This is a genomic window from Georgenia sp. X1117 (assembly GCF_057784635.1).
The window spans coordinates 1783866-1801397 of sequence record NZ_CM173492.1 but is presented as its reverse complement, the minus strand read 5'-3'; the positions used below and the strand labels follow the sequence as shown (position 1 = coordinate 1801397).

The following is a 17532-nucleotide window of genomic DNA, read 5'->3' as shown; positions in this document are numbered from 1 at the left end:
TATGCACAGCAATAACGCAGGAGGTGGACCATGCTCGTCGTCGACGGACTGACGAAGCACTACCCGGGGTTCGACCTGGAGGACGTGTCCTTCTCGATCGAACCCGGCTACATCACCGGCTTCATCGGCGTGAACGGGGCCGGCAAGACCACGACGCTGAAGTCGATCCTCAACATCGTGCGGCCCGACGCCGGCACGGTGACGTTCGAGGGTCGTGACATCTACGCCGACGAGGCCCGGTCCCAGCAGCGCATCGGCGCCTCGCTCGGCCCGGTCGACGTCTACCCGAAGCACCGGGTGCGCACCGTCGTCGACGTCCACCGACGCTTCTACGACCACTGGGACGCCCGCACGTTCGCCGGCTACCTCGAGCGCTTCGGCATCGACGACACCAAGAGGATCAGCGAGCTGTCGACCGGCATGCGCGTCAAGCTCGGCGTCGCGATGGCGCTCTCCCACGGCGCGCGCCTCATCCTCCTCGACGAGCCGACGAGCGGGCTCGACCCCGTCGCCCGCGACCAGCTGCTCGGGGTCCTGCAGGAGGTCGTCGACGACGGCGAGCATGCCGTGCTGTTCTCCACGCACATCACGAGCGACCTCGACAAGATCGCCGACCTCATCGTCTTCATCCGCGAGGGACGCATCATCGCCGACGACACCAAGGATGACCTCATCGAGAACCACCGGCTCGTCGGCGGCGGACGCGAGGAGCTGACCGAGGACCTCGGCGGCCGACTCATCGCCCGCCGCGACCACGCGTTCGGCTTCTCCGGCCTGGTGCGCACCGCCGACCTGGCCGAGATGCCGCCCGACGTCCGCACCGAACGACCGAACCTCGAGGACCTCATGGTCTTCTACGAGCTGGAGGGAGCGCGATGAGCACCGCCACGCTGATGTACAAGGAGGCACGCCTCGTCGTGCCGCCCGTCTACCTCGGGTTCGCCGCCCTGACCCTGTTCAACCTCATCCCGCACTACCCGATGATCATCGGCGTCAGCTACTTCATGCTCGCCCTGTTCATCGCGTTCTCCGAGGCCAATGCCAACCGGGACCACGTCTTCAGCATCTCGCTGCCGATCGCACGGGACCGCCTCGTGCTGGCCAAGCACCTCATCGTCGGTGCCGTGGAGCTGGTCCAGCTCGCCGCGCTGGCGCTGGTCGCCGTCGTGGTGGCCCAGCTCCAGCCCGGGGGCAACGCCGTCGGGCTCGACGGCAACCCGGCCTTCTTCGGGTTCGTCCTGCTGTCCTACGGACTGTTCAACATCGTCTTCCTGCCCGGGTACTTCCGGACCGGGCACCGGATCGGGCGGCACGGCGTCCTCGCGGGGATCGCGTTCTTCGGGTCCTACGCGGCGGCCGAGCTGGCCGTGGCCCTGGTCCCCGGGGCGGCCGGCGTCCTCGACACGCTCGACGCCGCCGACCTCGGCCCGCAGCTGATCGTCCTGGCGGTGGGCGCCGTCGCCTTCGTCGGCCTGACCGCCGCGTCGTACCGGTGGGCGGCCCGCGCGTTCGACCGCGTCAACCTGTGAGCGAACCTGGCGCGGTGGACATCGTCATCTCCCCGCGCGGCACCGACCCGATCTACGAGCAGATCCGAGCCCAGCTGACCGCGCAGATCCTCGACGGACGGCTCGCCGCCGGCGAGCTGCTCCCGTCCATCCGCACGGTGGCCAGGGAGCTCGGCATCAGCGTCATCACCATCAAGAAGGCGTGGGAGCTGCTCGAGGCCGACGACCTCATCTTCACGCGCCCGGGCAAGGGTGCGTACGTCTCCGAGCACGCCGCCGACGGGCTGAGCGCCAAGCGGCACACCTTCGCCGTCGAGCGCTTCCGCACCAACGTCGACTACTACCGCTCCCTCGGTCTGACCCGGGAGGAGCTGATCCGCATCGTCGAGGAGGAGTACTGATGCCTGCCTCCGGCACCACCCGCGCGCGCTCACCCGCCCGCACCACCGCACGACTCGTCCACATCGACCATCTCCGCGTGTTTGGCACGCTGCTTGTGGTCGCCCACCACGTGGCGCTCGCCTACGGCAACCTCGGGATCTGGCCGAACTGGCAGGAACCGTCGTCCGAGGCGGCGGCACTCCCGCTCGACCTGCTCGTGCTGCTCAACCAGTCGTACTTCATGGGGCTGTTCTTCCTGCTGTCCGGCTACTTCGCGCCGGGCTCGGTCGACCGCCGGGGCCCGGGGCGGTGGGCCCTCGACCGGGTCCGGCGACTCGGCCTGCCGTTCGTGGCGTTCATGCTGCTCCTGCGGCCCCTGTACACGCTGCCGACCTACCTCGACCAGCCGGTCGCCGAGCGTGACCCGTACTGGGTGTTCTACCTGACCGACTGGGAGGTCGGACCCATGTGGTTCGTCCTCTCGCTCCTGGTGCTCTCGCTCGCGTACGCCCTGGTCCGCGACCGCTGGCCGGGTGCCGGTCGCCCGGACCGCACGACGCTCGCGGGCGCCCCGACGCCGGGCCCGGCAGGGACCGCGGCCGACCCTGCACGCCGGTTCCCCCGCCCGTGGCAGGTCCTCGCGTTCGCGATCGGGCTCGGCGTCGTGTCCTACGCCTGGCGCATCGCGTTCCCGATCGGCTCGATGCTCCCGGTGCTCGGGATCCCCAGCCCCGGTCACGTGCCCCAGTACGTGGCGCTGTTCGCCGTCGGGATCCTCGCCTACCGCCGGGGCTGGTTCAGCGACGTCCCGCGCCGGGCGGCGACGCTCGGGATCGCCCTCGTGGCCGCGTCCCTCGTGCCGATGGCGCTCGGCGGGTACCGGACGCTGGACGCCACCGACCCGGTGGCCCCCGGCGCCGATCCCGCCCACCTGGGGTTCGCCCTGTTCGACTCCCTCTTCGCGACGGGAGTCATCCTCGTCCTGCTGCGGGTGTTCGAGCGGTTCGCGAGCCGGTCGACGGCGCCGGGACGCTTCCTCACCCGGCACGCCTTCGGCGTCTACGTCCTGCACGCGCCCGTCGTCGTGGGCGTGGTGGCGCTGCTCGGTCCGCTCGACGCGGCGCCGGTGCTCACGTTCCTCCTCGCGTTCGCGGTCTCGGTGACGGCGAGCTGGACGCTCACCGCGCTGCTGCGGCGCAGCCGCCGGGTGCGCGAGGTGATCTGACGGGCCGTTCGCCGGTCACCGCCGGACGGCCCGCCACAGCGCCGCCCACTGGTGCGGGCCGAGCGCGCGGGGCAGGGCGCTGAGGGGGATCCCGGCGTCGGACAGCGCCCGCTGCCCGGCGCGTCGGGAGGCCCCGGTCGCGCGCTCGACCACGCGGTCGAGGCGGCCGCCCGGACCGGTGAACACGGACCGGACGAACCGCTCGTACCCGCGGCGCTGCCCGTGCGGGACGAGCGGGCGCTCCCGGCGCTCGATGCTCAGCACGCCGCCGTCGACGCTGGGGACCGGGGAGAAGTGCCGCGCCGGCACCCGGAACTCGAGGGCGACCTCGAACCAGGGGGCGCCCTGGGCGGTGAGCATCGTCCCCCCGCCGACGCCGGCCCGCTTGCGGGCCACCTCCCACTGGGTGAGCAGGACCGCGGACCGCCACGAACCCGCCGCCAGGAGGCGGCGCAGGATCGGCGTGGTGAGGTGGAAGGGGACGTTGCCGGCGACGACGTCGGTGTCGAGCGGCACGCGCAGGGCGTCCGCGTGCTCGACGCGCACGCCCGGCAGCGTGCGGCGGAGGCGGTCGGCGCGCCGCTCGTCGATCTCGATCGCCGTCAGCGGCCGGTCGAGCGTGGCGAGCGCTCGGGTGAGGGTCCCGTCGCCGGCGCCGATCTCGAGGATCGAGCCCGACGTCGCCGCGACGAGCCCGGAGAAGCGGTCGACGGTGGGGCGGTGACGGAGGAAGTTCTGGCCGAGCTCGTGCCGCCCGCCGGCGGCCGGGCGGGAGGTCGGTCGGTCGTGCGGGTGGCGGGAGGGTCGACGGGGCATGGCTGCGCTCCACGAGATGCGGTGGTGGAGCACCCCGGGGGCAGGTGGCGCGGGCGCGCGGGGGCTGCTCGTCCGAGGTGCTGCTGACACTCGGGGACGACGACGCGCACGCACGACCGCCGTCAGGCGGTGGTGCGACGGGTACCCGTGGACCGGGTCGGGACCGTGCGCGCCGTCAGGCGCGGCGGTCGCGGTAGGTGCGGGTGTGCGTCGTCGCGCACCCGCTCTTCAACATTGCTGCCATGTCCCCACCGTAGGCACGGCGACGGGCCTGTGGCCAGGACTTTCTCCGGCCATCGGCCCGTCGGCCCGAGCGGACCCCGTCGTCAGCGCAGCGCCTCAGAGCACCGCCTCGAGGAAGGAGCGGGTCCGCTCCTGCGTGGGCTCGGAGAACATGACGTCCGGCGGTCCCTCCTCGACGATGCGACCGCCGTCGAACATCATCACGCGGTGGGAGACGTCCTGGGCGAACTGCATCTCGTGGGTGACGATGAGCATGGTGATGTCGGTGTTCTTCGCGACCTCGCGCAGCACCCACAGCACGTCCTTGACGATCTCCGGGTCCAGCGCCGAGGTGACCTCGTCGAGCAGGAGGATCTCGGGGTCCATCGCCAGGGCCCGCGCGATGGCCACGCGCTGCTGCTGACCGCCGGAGAGCCGCGTGGGGTGCTCGTTCGCCTTGTCCCGCAGGCCGACCTGCTCGAGGAGCTCGAGCCCCCGGGCGCGCGCCTCCTCCTTCGAGCGGCCCAGGACGTGCACGGGCGCCTCGGTGATGTTGTCCAGCACCGACATGTTGGGGAAGAGGTGGAAGTGCTGGAAGACCATGCCGATCTTCGTCGTCATGCGGGCGACGTCCTTCGGCTTCCGCTCGACCCGTCGACCGCCCCGCAGCTCGTGCGTGAGCGGCTGCCCGTCGATGTGGATGTACCCACCGGTGAGGTGCTCGAGGGTCATCACCAGCCGCAGGATCGTCGTCTTGCCGGAGCCCGAGGGACCGATGAGGGTGACCCGCTCCCCGCGCCGGACGTCGAAGTTGAGGTCCTCGAGCACGGTGTGGTCGCCGAACTTCTTCAGCACGTTCTCGAACCGGATCTTCGGCGCGGCGGCCGTGGTGCCCTGCGGGCCCCGGCCCTCGAACGTGGTCCCGTACCCGGCGTCGTCAGTAGGTGGCAAGTCGCTTCTCCATCTTGCGTAGCAGCACCGACGTCCCGTAGCTCGCGACCAGGAAGATGAGGCCGGCGAGCACGAGCGCCTCGGTGTAGGTGAACGTGCGGGAGCCGTACGCCTCCGCCTGCCGGACCATCTCGCCCACGGCGATGACGGTGAGGAACGGGGTGTCCTTGAACATCGAGATCACCCAGGTGCCCAGGGCCGGCAGGGTGGTGCGTACGGCCTGGGGGATGACGACCTTGACCCAGGTGCGGGTGCGGGACATCGACAGCGCGGTCGCCGCCTCCCACTGGCCCGGCGGGACGGCGTCGATCCCGGACCGGTAGACCTCGGCCATGTAGGTGGCGTAATGGACGCCGAGGACGACGACACCGATGGTCATCGCGTCCAGCGAGGTGAAGGTGTAGTAGACGAAGAGCAGCTGGATGACCACGGGTGTCATCCGGATGAACTCCATCACCGCGTGCACGGGTGCCGACAGCCAGCGCGGGGCGACCCGGCGCACGATCGCGACGATCAGGCCGAGGACGGCGGCGATGAGCGAGCCGAGCACCGTGGCCACGAGCGTCACGCGCAGGAAGGACTCGAGCAGCTGAGGGAAGACCTCGGCGGCCCGGTCCCAGCTCCAGATGTCCTGCCCGGTGTCGGTCTGCCCGGCGGAGAGTACCCAGGTCGAGATGCCGGTCACGGGCTCACCTCGCTCGGCTTGCCGACCTGCAGCGTGAACATCTTGCTCAGCGGGGCGGCCTGGCCCAGGCGGTGCTTGGCGTGCCGCTCGAGCAGCTGGGCGAGCAGCACGATGACCAGGGCGATGAGGAAGTAGATGACCATCCCGACGCCGTAGCTGAAGAACGTCGACCCGGTCTGGCTGCGCAGCTGGTCGGTCTGCCAGGTGATGTCGTGCATGAGGATGATGTAGGCGACCGCGGTGCCCTTGAGCAGCATGACCGCGAGGTTGCTCAGCGAGGGGATCATGATCGCCCACGCCTGGGGCCAGATGACCCGGCGCATGTGGTGCAGGGGGCTGATGCTCAGCGCCGTGCCCACCTCCCACTGGCCCTTGGGCACGGAGTTGATCGCCCCCCGTACCACCTCGGCCCCGTAGGCGCCGTAGTTGAACGCCAGGGCGAAGATCCCGCAGAACAGGCTGGTGAAGGTCACGCCGAACAGCGGCAGCACGTAGAACAGCACGTAGAGCTGGACGAGCAGCGAGGTGCCGCGGAAGAACTCGATGAGCAGGCGGGCCGGGACCCGGACCAGGAGGCGCTCGCTGCGCACCAGCAGGCCCAGGCCGATCGCGATGAGGAACGCGCCGATGATTCCCCCGGCGGTGAGCTGCAGCGTGACCAGCACGCCGTCCCACAGCCGGGGGAGCGCCTCGACGAGCGTCTCGAGGTTGTCCGTCACCGGATCAGATGTCGCCGGCGCACAGCTGCTCGGTGGTCAGCTCGCCGGTCGGACGCTCCTCGGCGGTGAAGCCGAACTCGCCGACGATCTCGAGGTAGCGCTCCTCGTCGCCGACGATCTCGGCGAGCACCTCGTTGTAGGCGTCGCGGAGCTCGGTGTCGGCGTTGCGGAACACGGTGCCGCCGGCGCCGACCTGGTCGACGCCGTCGATCTCGGCGACGAAGGACTCGCTCACCTCGACGCCGGCGTCCGGGTTGTTCTCGACCATCCAGTTCAGCGAGATCGCCGTGAGGGCGAACACGTCGGCGCGGCCGCCGGACACGGCGTCCATGCCGTCCTGCGGGTTGCCGACCTCCATGGCGTCGATGCCGAGGTCCTCGGCGTAGGTGGCCTCGATGGCACCGGTCATCGCGGCCATCTGCACGTCGGACTCCTCGATCGACTGCATGCTCGGCTCGAGGCCGTCCGGGTTGCCCTCGGGCACCATGAGCGCGGTCGTGTACATGAACTCCGGGTCGGAGAAGATCGCCTGCTCGCAGCGCTCGGGCAGGATCGACATACCGGCGGCGACGACGTCGAAGCGCTCGGCCGTGAGCGCCTGGATGAGCTGGCCGAACTCGGCCTGCTGGCCCTCGACCGTGTCGACGCCGAGCTCGGCCCAGATGGCCTCGTGCAGGGCGACGGTGGCGCCCGTGAGCTCGCCGCCGTCCATGAAGCTGTAGGGGGCCTCGCCGGCGAAGCCGACGGTGACGGTGCCGGCCTCCTGCAGGTCCTCGAGCGTGAGCGCGTCGCCGGAGCCCTCCCCGTCGCCGCCCCCGCCTCCGCGGGAGTCGTCGTCGGAGCAGGCGGCCAGGGTCAGGGCGAGAGCGGCGAAGGCGGCGGTGGGCAGGGCGACGGACGCACGACGGCGTGACGTGGAGGCCAAGGGAGTTCCTTCCGGTCGGGCGCTGCATCGTTCGGGCGACGGGCGCTTGGGGGGTGGGCGACGGTGCCCGCTCGCATGCGGGGCCCGGGAGCACCGTCCAAGGTATGGAGGAGTCACCTGGGTCACAAGCGAGTGATTCGCGCCGATCCGGACGCCGAACGGTGTGCGTGCGATCCGGCGAATCGCGCATGCTGGCGCCCAAAGGTCCGCCTCGAGGCGGCGCGGATCCGGCCGGATGATGCCCCGTTCCGCGCATCGATATCGTTACCGCCTTGCAACACTTCGGCGCCCGGAGGCGTAGCCGGACCGCCGGGTCAGGCGGGTGGCTCGACCACCTGGGGCTCGTCGAGCTCGCTGATGGCGGTGCGCGTGACCGCGTCGCCCGCCTTCGAGGTCACGGCGTTCTCGCCGCGCAGCACGACGTAGTCCCGGGTGACGTGGAAGGTGATGTCCACCTGCGAGCCGTCGGCGCCCTCGCCGGTGCCGGTCAGCACGGCCACCTCGGTGCCGTCCACGCTCGCCGACCCGGTGACGGCCAGGTCGTAGGGCTGCGTGGTCCCTGCCGCGGAGGCCGGGTCGTGGATGAGCTGCAGCGAGGTGGCCGCCCCCTCGACGCCGTTGAGGCGGGTCACCTCGGCGGCGGCCTCCGGCTCGAGCCACTCCTCGCCGTCGGTGGAGGCCCACCAGTCCTCGCCGACCACGAGGACGTGGGCGACGCCGATGTCCGCCTCGACCGCGAGGCCGTCCTCGTTGGAGACGCGCAGCACCGTGCTCGCACCCGGCCCGGCGTCGGTGGTCTGCACGTAGCCGGCGACCTCGGCGAGGGACTCGGCCTGGCAGGCGGCGAGCTCGGTGGTGTCGAGCTCGGTGCTGCCCGCCGCGAACGGGTCGGTGCACAGGCCCGACGGCGACTCCCGCGGCTCGCCGGTCTCCTCGAGCCACGTTGGCGGCTGGGTCGACTCCTCGCTCAGCGGCGCCAGCTCCTCGACGTCGGTGCTGCGCTCGGTCGACCCCGCGGGGTCCTCGTTCTCGTCCTCGTCCGGGCCGCACGCCGCCAGGGCGAGCAGCAGCGGGAGCGCGAGGCAGGAGGCGAGGGCCGCTCGGGTGGTGCGCACCCGGAAAGACTGGCACAGCGGGGCCCTGCCGGGGTCCGCCGCCTCCTGACAGACTGGGAGCATGCGCCTCCCGCTCTCCCGTCCGGTCCGGGTCCTGGTCGTGTGCACGGGCAACATCTGCCGCTCCCCGATGGGGCAGATGATGCTCGCCGCCGAGCTCGAGGCGGCCGGCGTCGAGGCCGAGGTCGTCTCCGGCGGCACCTCGAGCTACGAGGCCGGCAACCCCGTCGACCCGCGCGCGGCCGAGACGCTGCGGCGCCACGGGGTCGCCGTCGTCGAGCACACGGCGAGGGAGGTCACCGGCGAGGAGCTCGCCGCCGCCGACCTGGTGCTGGCCATGACCGAGGAGCACGCGCAGTGGCTGCGCTCCCTCGCGCGCCGCACCGGCACGGACCCCGCGCGCATCGCGATGTGGCGCGAGGCCGACGCCCCGCAGGAGGACGCGGGCGGTAGCGGTCGACGCGGGGGATCCTCGCTCGACGTGCCCGACCCCTGGTGGGGCGACGAGGCCGACTTCGAGCAGACCTGGTCGTTGCTCGACCCCGGCGCGCGGGCGCTGGCCACCGCGTTGGCGGCCGGGGCCACGGAGCTGCGCCCGTAGCCGGCGTCATCGGGGCTACTCGATACCCATCTCCGCGTTGCCCTCCTCCTGGGCCTGGGCGAGCGCGTCGGCCACCGGCACGGCCCCGAGGAACATGTCCTGGAAGATCGGGGTGATGACGTTGGAGCCGGCGTTGATCTCGGCGCCGACGGGGGAGGGGGCGGTCGGCTCTTGGGCGGCCTCGACGAAGACCGAGACGTCCACGCCCTGCTCGGCCCAGTAGTCGATGTAGGCCTGCTGGGCGTCGACCGCGCCCGGGAAGGCGGCGCCCTGCTCGGCGAGAGGGGCCTGGCCCTCGGCGGAGCCGATCCAGCGCAGCACCTCGGTGGTGGCCTCGACGTCGTCGGCGGCGGTGTTCCCGACGGCCGCGACCCCGTGCACGACGCCGATCCGACCCTCCGGGCCGGCGACCATCGGGGCGATGCCCCACTCGAACTCGGCGTTCTCCGCGATCGCGGGCAGCGAGTAGGGGCCGGACTGGAACAGCCCCAGGTCGCCCTGGACGAACAGGTCGCGCGAGAAGTCGCCGTTGACGTTCGTGTCTGCCGCCGAGGGGGCGACCTCGTGGGTGTTGACGAGGTCGACGAGGTACTCGAAGGCCTCCACGCCCTCGGGGCTGTCGAAGGCGAAGGCGTCGGTCTCTGGGTCCTGGAACTGGGCGCCGTTCTGGGCGAGGAAGTCGACGTAGATCGCCTGCAGGTCGGCCTGGCTGTTGAAGCCGTAGGTCTCGCGCGTGCCGCCGTCGAAGCCGTCCTCACCGGGGTGGCGCCCCTCGGCGTCGGTGGTCAGGGCGGTGGCCGCCTCGAGCAGGGTGTCGCCCTCGCCCGCGCCGGGACGCCACTGCAGGTCGCCGACGTCGACGCCCGCCTCCTCGACGAGGTCGACGTTGTAGAACAGGGCGATCGAGTCCCACAGCTGGGGGACACCGTAGTTGACGCCGTCGCGGGTGTAGAGGTCGACGACGGACTGCTCCCACTCGTCGTGGTCCTCGCCGAGCGCCTCGTCGATGTCCATCAGCGTGCCGTTGTCCGCGTGGACGCCGAAGTTGGAGGTGTTCGTCCAGAAGATGTCGGCCATGTCGCCGGACTGGACGTCGAGCGGGAGCTGGGTCCAGTACTCGGCCCACGGGATGACCTCGACCTCGACGGTGATGTCGGGGTTCTGGGCGGTGAACTCCTCGAAGGAGGTCTCGTAGGCGGCGGCCGCGGCCTCGTCCCACAGGCGGAACGTGACGACGGTCGAGCCGTCCTCCTCGCCGGAGCCCGAGTCGTCGGCGCCGGGCGAGCACGCGACCATGACCAGGGCGGTCGCCGTGACGAGGGTGGCGGCGGGCAGCAGGCGGCGGGCGCGGGACATCGGCTCCTCCAGGGGACGGGCACGGAAAGTTGAAGATTACAGCAGTTGCGGGTGTGCTGGCCGTGATGTCCGTCGCCGACCGAGACGCGAGACCGCTGTGGACGGCCGGCTCGCCGTGGCGTCTGTGCACGGTCCGCACAGGCGGCCCCTGCTCCGCGCCAGGCTTCCGGCATGCACGGTGGTGACACGGCAGCGACGAAGGAGGACCATGGCAGTCATGACGCTCATGCCGCGCACGGGCGAGGACTGGACGGTCGATGATCTCGATCGTCTCCCCGACGACGGCCTGCAGTACGAGCTGCTCGACGGGATGCTGCTCGTGACGTCGGCGCCCGTGCTGCCTCATCAGCGCGCGATCGGGAACCTCTACCTCCTGCTGAGGGCGGCGTGCCCGCCCGGGTTCGAGGTGGTGCTCGCGCCGTTCGACTGGCGGCCGGACCGGCGGACCTCGCTGCAACCGGACATCCTCGTCTCCCGGAACGAGGACCTCGACGAGAAGAACGTGACCACCCCGCTCGAGCTGGCCGTCGAGGTCCTGTCCCCGTCCACCCGCCGCAAGGACCAGGTGCTCAAGCGGTCGAAGTACGAGGACGCGGGTGTCCGGTCGTACTGGCTCGTCGACCCGCGCGAGCCGGGCATCCTCGCGCTCGAGCTGCGCGAGGGACGGTTCGTCACCGTCGCCGAGGTCACGGGCGAGGAGGTCGCCCGTCTCGAGGCGCCCTTCCCGGTCGACGTCGTGCCCGCCGACCTCGTCCGGCCCCCGGCGTAGGCCGGTCCCGCCCACGCCACGCCCCCGGCCGGACCTACCGGCCCGCGCCCACCCCGATCGCGGAGGTGATGTGCCGCTGGAAGACGAGGAAGAGCACGATGAGCGGGGTCATGGCGACCACGGCGGCGGCCATGACCACGACCATCCGGTCGTCGTACTGGGTCTGGATCGCCGCCGTCGCGGTGGTCAGCACGTGCCACTCCGATCGCGGGGCGATGATCGAGGGCCACAGGTAGCTGTTCCACTGGGTGACCACGGTGATGAGCAGCAGGGTGACGACGATGGGCCGGTTCATCGGCAGCACCACCGACCACAGGCGGCGCAGCACCCCGGCGCCGTCGAGGGTGGCGGCGTCGAGGAGCTCGCGCGGCATCGAGCGGAAGTTCTGCCGCAGCAGGAACACCGCGTAGGGCGAGCCGAGCACGAAGGGCACGACCAGGCCGGCGAAGGTGTTCTTCAGCTCGGCCAGCGTCGTCATCGTGTACAGCGGGATGATGGTGACCACCGCCGGGACCATGAGCGTGGCCAGGTAGCACCAGAACAGGGCCTCGCGGCCGCGGAACTCCAGGTTGGCGAACGCGTAGGCGGCCAGGATCGAGGCGACGAGCTGGCCGACCACCAGCACGGCCACCATCTGCACCGTCACCACGAGGGGGACCCAGAAGTCGATCCCCTCCCCGAACAGGGTGCGGAAGTTGTCCAGGGTGATCGGGTCGGGCAGCGCCAGGGCGCTCTCGGTGGCGTACTGGCGGTCCGTCTTCAGGGCGGTCATCAGCGGCAGCAGCAGCGGGCCGAGCGTGAGGGCGGCGCCGGCCAGCAGCAGCAGGTAGGTCATGGCGTTCGCCGTGCCGCGTCCCAGGGTGAACGGCCGACGACGACGCACGGCCGGCCGGGGGGCGTCCTCGCCGTCGGGGCCCTGCCGGGGCTGGTCGATCCCGGTGAGCTGGGAGTCGGGCTGGTTGGTGCTCATGACATGTCGTAGGTCGTGCGGCGGGCGAACCACCGCTGCTGGACGAGGGTGACGGCCACCAGCACGACGAACAGGACCACGGCCATCGCCGAGGCGCTGCCCAGGTCCAGGGCGACGAAGGCCTCGTGGTAGATGCGGGCGGCGATGACGTCGGTGCGGCCCGAGGGGTAGCCGGGGGTGCCGCCGGTCAGGCCCACGATGAGGTCGTAGACCTGGAAGCTGGCGATGATCGTGGTGACGAGGACGAAGAACATCGTCGGGCGCAGCAGCGGCACGGTGATCGAGACCAGCAGCCGCCAGGGGCCGGCGCCGTCGAGCCGGGCCGCCTCGTAGACCGAGGGCGGGATCTGCTGGAGGCCGGCGAGGAAGAACAGCGAGACGTAGCCGACCGAGGACCAGGCCGAGACCACCGCGACGGTGGGCAGCGCGAGGGCCGGGTCGCTCATCCACTCCACGCGCTGGCCGATGATCGCGTTGACCGCCCCGTTGCTCGGGGACAGCATCCAGTTCCACACCACGCCCAGCGCCAGGGGGGAGCACACCCAGGGCAGCACGTAGATCACCCGCAGGACCCCCGAGCCGGGCATGTGCCGGTTGAGCAGGACCGCCAGGCCGAGCCCGGCGCCCACGGTGAGCGGGATGGCCATGAGCACGTAGCCGACCGTGATGAGCAGGGAGTTGCGGAACTGGCGGTCGCCGGCGAGGTCGGTGTAGTTCGACAGGCCCGCCCAGGTCGGGGCGCTGAGCAGGTCGTAGTGGGTCAGGCTCATGAGGAGCACGAGCAGGACCGGGAGCAGGAGGAAGGCGACCAGGCCGATGAGGGAGGGCGCGAGCAGGGCGTAGGCGGCGGCGGTCTCGCGCCGACGCCGGGCCCGCGCCGAGGGCGACAGTCGGCCGCCGGTGCGGGCGGCGCCGTCGGAGCCGCGGGACCCGCCAGAGCCGCCGGTCGACGTCGCCGTCGGGGCGCTCGCGCTCACGCCGCGCCCCGGGCGTCGTACCAGGTGATGACCGCGCGGGCCGAGCGGGGGCAGCGGCGGCACAGGTAGGTGGCCCGGGGGCGCTGGAAGCGGCCGTGGGTGTGGCCCGCCGGGCACAGTCCCACCCAGGGCTCGGTGACCGTGGGGGCGTCGGGCGCGGTGGTGCGCCGGGGGGTGCCGCCGATGCGGACGACCGCGCGCCGCCAGGCCGGTCCGTGCCCCGCGCGCGCCCCGACGAGGGCGTGGGCGATCTCGTGCAGCACGACGTCGCGCACCTGCTCCTCGCTGTACATCGCGGTCAGGCGCCTGGAGAGGGTGATGCGCCGGTCGGCGAAGTGGGTGGCGCCGGCGCGGCGGACAGCGCGGTCCAGCCCCGCGGTCCAGCCCGTCAGGCCGTGCTCGTCCATCAGGCTGCGCGTCAGGCGCAGCGCGTCCTCGGTCCGCACCGTCAGGTCCGGTCCTCGTCGGTGGAGCCGCGCTCACCGTCCCGGCGCGCGCGGATGCGGGCCGAGCGCCAGGCGCTGAGGGCGGCGACCAGGACCAGGGCGAGCATGAGCCAGCGCACGGGCCCGCGGGTGCTGATCGCGACCAGCACGATGATGATCGCGAGCGCGATGACGGAGACGGCGGGCATGCGGTGCAGGGGGGAGCGGCCGAAGCGCACGGGCTCGTGCGGCTGGGCGCCCTCGCCCCGGCGGGGCTCGGTCCCGTCGTCGCCGGACGGCCTCTGGTCGGCACTCACGGGGGCAACCGTACGTTCCCCCGCCGACGCGGCACAGGCACCGGGCCGAGGTCACAGGCGCGGGTCCGGTCCGGGTACCGTCACGGGATGGACCGCCAGACGCCCCCGCCGGGGCGCGCGCCGTCCCCCTGGACGCCGGTCCTCTCGCCCACCGCCGACCCCGACCGCCGTCTCGTGGAGCGGCCGCGCCGCGTCCCCGGCCGGGTCCCGGACGCCACCGCGCCGGCCGACGACGCGCACGCGCATCCCGGTGCCTCCGGTGCGCCCGCCGGGGCGGCGGCGGAGCCCCTCGAGGTCGACGTCGTCGTCGTCGGCGCCGGGCAGGCGGGCCTGTCCACCGCCTACCGGCTGCTGGCCCGCGGCTTCGTCGGCTACGCCGGCGACCCGGTCGAGCAGGCGGCCCGCCGGGCGGCGCGGCGCCGGGCGGCGGAGCCCCGGCCCGACTTCGTCGTCCTCGACGCCGAGGACGGTCCCGGCGGTGCCTGGCGCCACCGCTGGCCCACCCTGACGATGGGGACGGTCAACGGCATCCACGACCTGCCCGGCTCGGGGTTCCCACCGCCGGACGCCGCGGAGCGGGCCAGCGAGGCGCTGCCGCGGTACTTCGCCACCTACGAGGACATGTTCGACCTGCCGGTGCTGCGCCCCGTCGTCGTGCTCGCCGTCGAGCGCATGGACGACGACCCGCGCGGCCGCCTGCTGGTGACCACCGACCACGGCAGGTGGGCGGCCCGCGCCGTCGTCTCCGCCACCGGCACCTGGTCGCGGCCGTTCTGGCCCAGCATCGCCGGGGCGTCGCGCTTCCGCGGGCGCCAGCTGCACACACACGACTACCCCGGGCCCGAGGAGCTCGACGGCGAACGGGTCGCCGTCGTCGGGGGCGGGATCTCCGGCGTCGGGCACGTGCTCGAGCTCGCGAGCGTGGCCACGACCTTCTGGTACACCCGCACCCCGCCCAGGTGGCGCACGGACACCTTCGACCACGAGGCCGGTCGCGGCGTCGAGCAGCGGGTGACCGCGCGGGTCGAGCAGGGGCTCCGGCCGCTGCCGGTGGTGGCGGAGACGGGGCTGCACCTCGTCCCGGCCACCCGGCGGGCGATCGAGTCCGGAGTGCTCGAGCGGCGGCCGATGTTCACCGAGATCACCGAGCACGCGGTGCGCGAGGCGGACGGCACGCTCACCGCCGTCGACACGATCCTGTGGGCGACCGGCTTTCGGCACGAGCTGCGCCACCTGCAGCCGCTGCGCATCCGGACCCGTGACGGCGGGGTGGTCGTGCGGGGCACCCAGGTCGTCGAGGAGCCGCGCCTGCACCTGGTGGGCTACGGCGCGGGTGCCTCGACCGTGGGGGCCACCAGGACGGCCCGCCGCGCGGTCGCGGACATCCTTGAGCTGCTGCGGTGAGGGGGTAGGGACGTTGGGGGCGCGCGACCCTTCCGGGGCGGTATCGCAGTTGATACCATCGCGGAATGGCGATGACCCTGAGGCTCGACGAGGACGAGACCGAGGCGCTGCGCCGTCGTGCCGAGCGTGAGTCTCGATCGATGCAGGAGGTGGCGCGGCAGGCGGTGCGCGAGTACGTCGAACGGACCAGCAGGGCCGAGCTCATCGAGCGGGTGATGGACTCCGAGCTGCCGCGTTACGCAGAGGCGCTCGAGCGTCTTGGCCGTTGATCTATCTCAATCACGCGGAGCTACTGATGGTGGCTGAGCGTGCGATCGGCGGTCGGCCGGCGGTGCGCGACCACGGCCTGCTGGAGGCCGCGCTGGCACGTCCGCAGGCCACGGCGTTCGGGACCGATGCCTACGAGAGCCTGGAGGAGAAGGCAGCGGCGTTGCTCCACTCGCTCGCGCGGAACCACGCGCTCGTCGACGGCAACAAGAGGCTCTCACTGGCGGCCACTGTCACGTTCCTCGGAGTCAACGGGCGACGACTGATGTTGGACAACGACGAGGCGTACGACCTGATCGTCGCCGTCGCCTCCGGTGAGCTGGACGACGTCGAGAGCATCGCGGAGCAGATCCGGGCCGGCAGCGCGCCATGGTGACGTCGGGCGGCGCGCGTCGGAGGGGCGGCCTCAGACGCGGATGCCCGAGAACTCCGGGTGCTTGTCCATGTAGTCGACGACGAACGGGCACACCGGGCGCACCTTGCCGCCGCGGGCGCGCACGTCGGTCAGCGCGTACTCGACGAGCTCGCCGGCCAGGCCCTGGCCCCGGTGGGCGGGGTCGGTGAAGGTGTGGTCGAAGACGTGCATGTCGCCCTCGAGGACGTAGGTCGCCTCACCGGCCTCGACGCCGTCGACGGTGATGATGTACCGGCTGCGGTCGGGCTCGTGGGTGATCTCGGTGCTCATGGATCGAGGCTACGTCGCCCGGTCACGGGGCGGCGAGGTCAGCCCTCGCGGTAGGGGGCGTGCGGGATCGGCCGGTCGTCGTCCTCGAGGTACAGCCACGCGCACGGCCGGTAGCCCTCGCTGACGCCGGGCGGCGTCGAGTCGTAGCCGAGGTGCACGAGGATCCAGTTCGGGCGCCACAGGTGGACGTGGTTGCTGACGTCGACCTCGATCCACCAGTCCGGGGCGGGCGAGCCCAGCGCAGACGTGCCCTCGATCGGGGCGGCGTGCATCTCGTCGAAGCCGGCCGGCCAGACCGCGTCGGTGGCGTATCTCCACTGCGGGCAGATCCCGCCGTCGCCGACCGCGCCGCCGGTCAGCACGGGCCAGCCGTCCTGGAGCGTGACGGCGCGGGTGACCTCGAGCTCGCCGTCCGCGGCGCAGTCGGTGCTCGAGTCCTGGTAGCGCACCGTCTCGGTGACGACGAAGTGGTCCTCCGCGCCGGTGACCTCCCGGACGGAGTCCCCGCAGCCCGCCTCGCGTGCCACGGGGCTCTCGACCTGGACCGGTGCCTCCGCCTGCGGGTCCCAGCGCCAGACGTACCAGGTCTGCTCGAAGGCGTTCCCGTCCATCACCACGAGGGGGACCAGGGCGTCCTCGTGACCGTCGCCGTCGACGTCGGCGTACGCCACCATCTCCCCGATCGAGAGCTGGCGGAACCCGTCGCCCTGCGCGGGGACGACCTCGGCGCCGGTGTGGACCTCGCGCCACGGCAGCTCGGCGAGGTCGACGTCCCGGATGCTCGGGCCCGCCTCGTCCTCGAGGGTCGCCTCCTCGGCGGCCCCGGTCGCCGCGGCCTCGTCGGTGACCGACTCGGCGTCTGGCTCGGCCCCGCCGGCGGACTCCGCCTCGGTGCCGGGCCCGTCGGCGTCGGTCGGACTCTCGGTGCCGGCGTCCTCCGAGGGTGCCGGCGACGTCGCCGCGGCGGGCTCGACGTCGTCGGGCTCCTCGTCCCCGCCGCAGGCGGCCAGGGTCAGGGCCAGGAGTAGCGCCCCAGGCAGGGCTGCGACGGTGCGTGGGTGAATCCGGGTGGTGCCGCGCAGGGCGGAGGGGGCGGTGCGCATGTCTCGGGCCTCTCGCGTGGGCCCCCTGCGGCGGGCGGTCGTCCGCCCACGAGCGACAGTGTGACGAGGGTGACACGTGAAGGCAAGAGGGTGGGCGGGCCCCCGGCCCGC

General features: G+C 72.4%; 22 protein-coding genes. 9 read left to right on the top strand and 13 right to left on the bottom strand.

Going from position 1 to position 17532, the window contains the following annotated elements; translation table 11 throughout:
- Nucleotides 1-30 precede the first annotated feature (30 nt).
- The 4 genes from AC3D3D_RS08270 to AC3D3D_RS08255 are packed head-to-tail and all read left to right on the top strand — an operon-like array spanning nucleotide 31 to nucleotide 3114.
- A complete protein-coding gene (locus tag AC3D3D_RS08270; protein ID WP_463663153.1) occupies nucleotides 31-879 on the top strand; it encodes an ABC transporter ATP-binding protein in 849 nt (282 codons plus the stop codon).
- The gene (locus AC3D3D_RS08265) at nucleotides 876-1529 is read left to right on the top strand and encodes an ABC-2 transporter permease (protein WP_463663152.1); all 654 of its coding nucleotides are present in this window, start codon (nucleotides 876-878) and stop codon (nucleotides 1527-1529) included. Before AC3D3D_RS08270 ends, AC3D3D_RS08265 begins: the two co-directional genes overlap by 4 nt.
- Nucleotides 1526-1909, top strand: coding sequence for a GntR family transcriptional regulator (locus AC3D3D_RS08260; RefSeq protein WP_463663151.1), 384 nt, complete (start codon nucleotides 1526-1528; stop codon nucleotides 1907-1909). Before AC3D3D_RS08265 ends, AC3D3D_RS08260 begins: the two co-directional genes overlap by 4 nt.
- A complete protein-coding gene (locus AC3D3D_RS08255; protein WP_463663150.1) occupies nucleotides 1909-3114 on the top strand; it encodes an acyltransferase family protein in 1206 nt (401 codons plus the stop codon). Before AC3D3D_RS08260 ends, AC3D3D_RS08255 begins: the two co-directional genes overlap by 1 nt.
- 15 nt (nucleotides 3115-3129) lie before the next feature.
- Here AC3D3D_RS08255 and erm read toward each other — a convergent pair whose 3' ends face one another.
- The 6 genes from erm to AC3D3D_RS08225 form a co-directional block, all read right to left on the bottom strand.
- Nucleotides 3130-3930, bottom strand: a complete 801-nt coding sequence (erm, locus tag AC3D3D_RS08250; protein ID WP_463663149.1) for a 23S ribosomal RNA methyltransferase Erm — start codon at nucleotides 3928-3930, stop codon at nucleotides 3130-3132.
- Nucleotides 3931-4269: 339 nt separating this feature from the next.
- Entirely contained in the window at nucleotides 4270-5103 is an 834-nt protein-coding gene (ehuA, locus tag AC3D3D_RS08245; RefSeq protein WP_463663148.1) for an ectoine/hydroxyectoine ABC transporter ATP-binding protein EhuA, read from the bottom strand.
- Nucleotides 5090-5779, bottom strand: a complete 690-nt coding sequence (gene ehuD, locus AC3D3D_RS08240; RefSeq protein ID WP_463663204.1) for an ectoine/hydroxyectoine ABC transporter permease subunit EhuD — start codon at nucleotides 5777-5779, stop codon at nucleotides 5090-5092. Before ehuD ends, ehuA begins: the two co-directional genes overlap by 14 nt.
- Before the next feature lie 5 nt (nucleotides 5780-5784).
- The gene (locus AC3D3D_RS08235; protein WP_463663147.1) at nucleotides 5785-6507 is read right to left on the bottom strand and encodes an amino acid ABC transporter permease; all 723 of its coding nucleotides are present in this window, start codon (nucleotides 6505-6507) and stop codon (nucleotides 5785-5787) included.
- A gap of 4 nt (nucleotides 6508-6511) precedes the next feature.
- Nucleotides 6512-7432: a transporter substrate-binding domain-containing protein gene (locus AC3D3D_RS08230; protein WP_463663146.1), complete on the bottom strand. Its 921-nt coding sequence runs from the start codon at nucleotides 7430-7432 to the stop codon at nucleotides 6512-6514.
- A gap of 314 nt (nucleotides 7433-7746) precedes the next feature.
- On the bottom strand, nucleotides 7747-8547 hold the full coding sequence (locus AC3D3D_RS08225; protein WP_463663145.1) for a hypothetical protein: 801 nt from the start codon (nucleotides 8545-8547) through the stop codon (nucleotides 7747-7749).
- Nucleotides 8548-8608: 61 nt separating this feature from the next.
- On the opposite strand from AC3D3D_RS08225, the gene AC3D3D_RS08220 reads away from it, so the two are divergent.
- Nucleotides 8609-9148, top strand: a complete 540-nt coding sequence (locus AC3D3D_RS08220; protein WP_463663144.1) for a low molecular weight protein-tyrosine-phosphatase — start codon at nucleotides 8609-8611, stop codon at nucleotides 9146-9148.
- Nucleotides 9149-9163: 15 nt separating this feature from the next.
- Here the strand turns inward: AC3D3D_RS08220 and AC3D3D_RS08215 are convergent, their stop codons facing one another.
- Nucleotides 9164-10504: an ABC transporter substrate-binding protein gene (locus tag AC3D3D_RS08215; protein ID WP_463663143.1), complete on the bottom strand. Its 1341-nt coding sequence runs from the start codon at nucleotides 10502-10504 to the stop codon at nucleotides 9164-9166.
- 208 nt (nucleotides 10505-10712) lie between these two features.
- Here AC3D3D_RS08215 and AC3D3D_RS08210 point away from each other — a divergent pair, with 208 nt between their 5' ends.
- Nucleotides 10713-11273: a Uma2 family endonuclease gene (locus AC3D3D_RS08210; protein ID WP_463663142.1), complete on the top strand. Its 561-nt coding sequence runs from the start codon at nucleotides 10713-10715 to the stop codon at nucleotides 11271-11273.
- A gap of 34 nt (nucleotides 11274-11307) precedes the next feature.
- Here AC3D3D_RS08210 and AC3D3D_RS08205 read toward each other — a convergent pair whose 3' ends face one another.
- The 4 genes from AC3D3D_RS08205 to AC3D3D_RS08190 form a co-directional block, all read right to left on the bottom strand.
- A complete protein-coding gene (locus AC3D3D_RS08205) occupies nucleotides 11308-12108 on the bottom strand; it encodes a carbohydrate ABC transporter permease (protein WP_463663203.1) in 801 nt (266 codons plus the stop codon).
- A gap of 131 nt (nucleotides 12109-12239) precedes the next feature.
- Complete coding sequence (locus AC3D3D_RS08200; protein ID WP_463663141.1) at nucleotides 12240-13220, bottom strand: carbohydrate ABC transporter permease; 981 nt, start codon at nucleotides 13218-13220, stop codon at nucleotides 12240-12242.
- Nucleotides 13217-13666 (bottom strand): SprT-like domain-containing protein, encoded by a 450-nt coding sequence (locus AC3D3D_RS08195; RefSeq protein ID WP_463663140.1) that lies wholly within the window; start codon nucleotides 13664-13666, stop codon nucleotides 13217-13219. Before AC3D3D_RS08195 ends, AC3D3D_RS08200 begins: the two co-directional genes overlap by 4 nt.
- A 2-nt stretch (nucleotides 13667-13668) precedes the next feature.
- Nucleotides 13669-13962 (bottom strand): energy-coupling factor transporter transmembrane component T family protein, encoded by a 294-nt coding sequence (locus AC3D3D_RS08190; RefSeq protein ID WP_463663139.1) that lies wholly within the window; start codon nucleotides 13960-13962, stop codon nucleotides 13669-13671.
- A gap of 87 nt (nucleotides 13963-14049) precedes the next feature.
- Between AC3D3D_RS08190 and AC3D3D_RS08185 the strand changes: the two genes are divergently transcribed.
- The 3 genes from AC3D3D_RS08185 to AC3D3D_RS08175 all read left to right on the top strand — a co-directional run bounded on the left by AC3D3D_RS08185 (nucleotide 14050) and on the right by AC3D3D_RS08175 (nucleotide 16009).
- Nucleotides 14050-15366, top strand: coding sequence for an NAD(P)-binding domain-containing protein (locus AC3D3D_RS08185; protein ID WP_463663138.1), 1317 nt, complete (start codon nucleotides 14050-14052; stop codon nucleotides 15364-15366).
- 65 nt (nucleotides 15367-15431) lie between these two features.
- The gene (locus AC3D3D_RS08180; RefSeq protein WP_463663137.1) at nucleotides 15432-15635 is read left to right on the top strand and encodes a ribbon-helix-helix protein, CopG family; all 204 of its coding nucleotides are present in this window, start codon (nucleotides 15432-15434) and stop codon (nucleotides 15633-15635) included.
- Nucleotides 15632-16009, top strand: a complete 378-nt coding sequence (locus AC3D3D_RS08175; protein ID WP_463663136.1) for a type II toxin-antitoxin system death-on-curing family toxin — start codon at nucleotides 15632-15634, stop codon at nucleotides 16007-16009. Before AC3D3D_RS08180 ends, AC3D3D_RS08175 begins: the two co-directional genes overlap by 4 nt.
- A gap of 30 nt (nucleotides 16010-16039) precedes the next feature.
- Here AC3D3D_RS08175 and AC3D3D_RS08170 read toward each other — a convergent pair whose 3' ends face one another.
- Together AC3D3D_RS08170 and AC3D3D_RS08165 are read right to left on the bottom strand one after the other, a co-directional pair.
- Nucleotides 16040-16318 carry a GNAT family N-acetyltransferase gene (locus AC3D3D_RS08170; RefSeq protein WP_463663135.1) on the bottom strand — a complete coding sequence of 93 codons (279 nt, stop codon included), beginning with the start codon at nucleotides 16316-16318 and terminating at the stop codon, nucleotides 16040-16042.
- Between the two features lie 38 nt (nucleotides 16319-16356).
- On the bottom strand, nucleotides 16357-17421 hold the full coding sequence (locus tag AC3D3D_RS08165) for a hypothetical protein (RefSeq protein ID WP_463663134.1): 1065 nt from the start codon (nucleotides 17419-17421) through the stop codon (nucleotides 16357-16359).
- Between the last annotated feature and the right edge of the window lie 111 nt (nucleotides 17422-17532).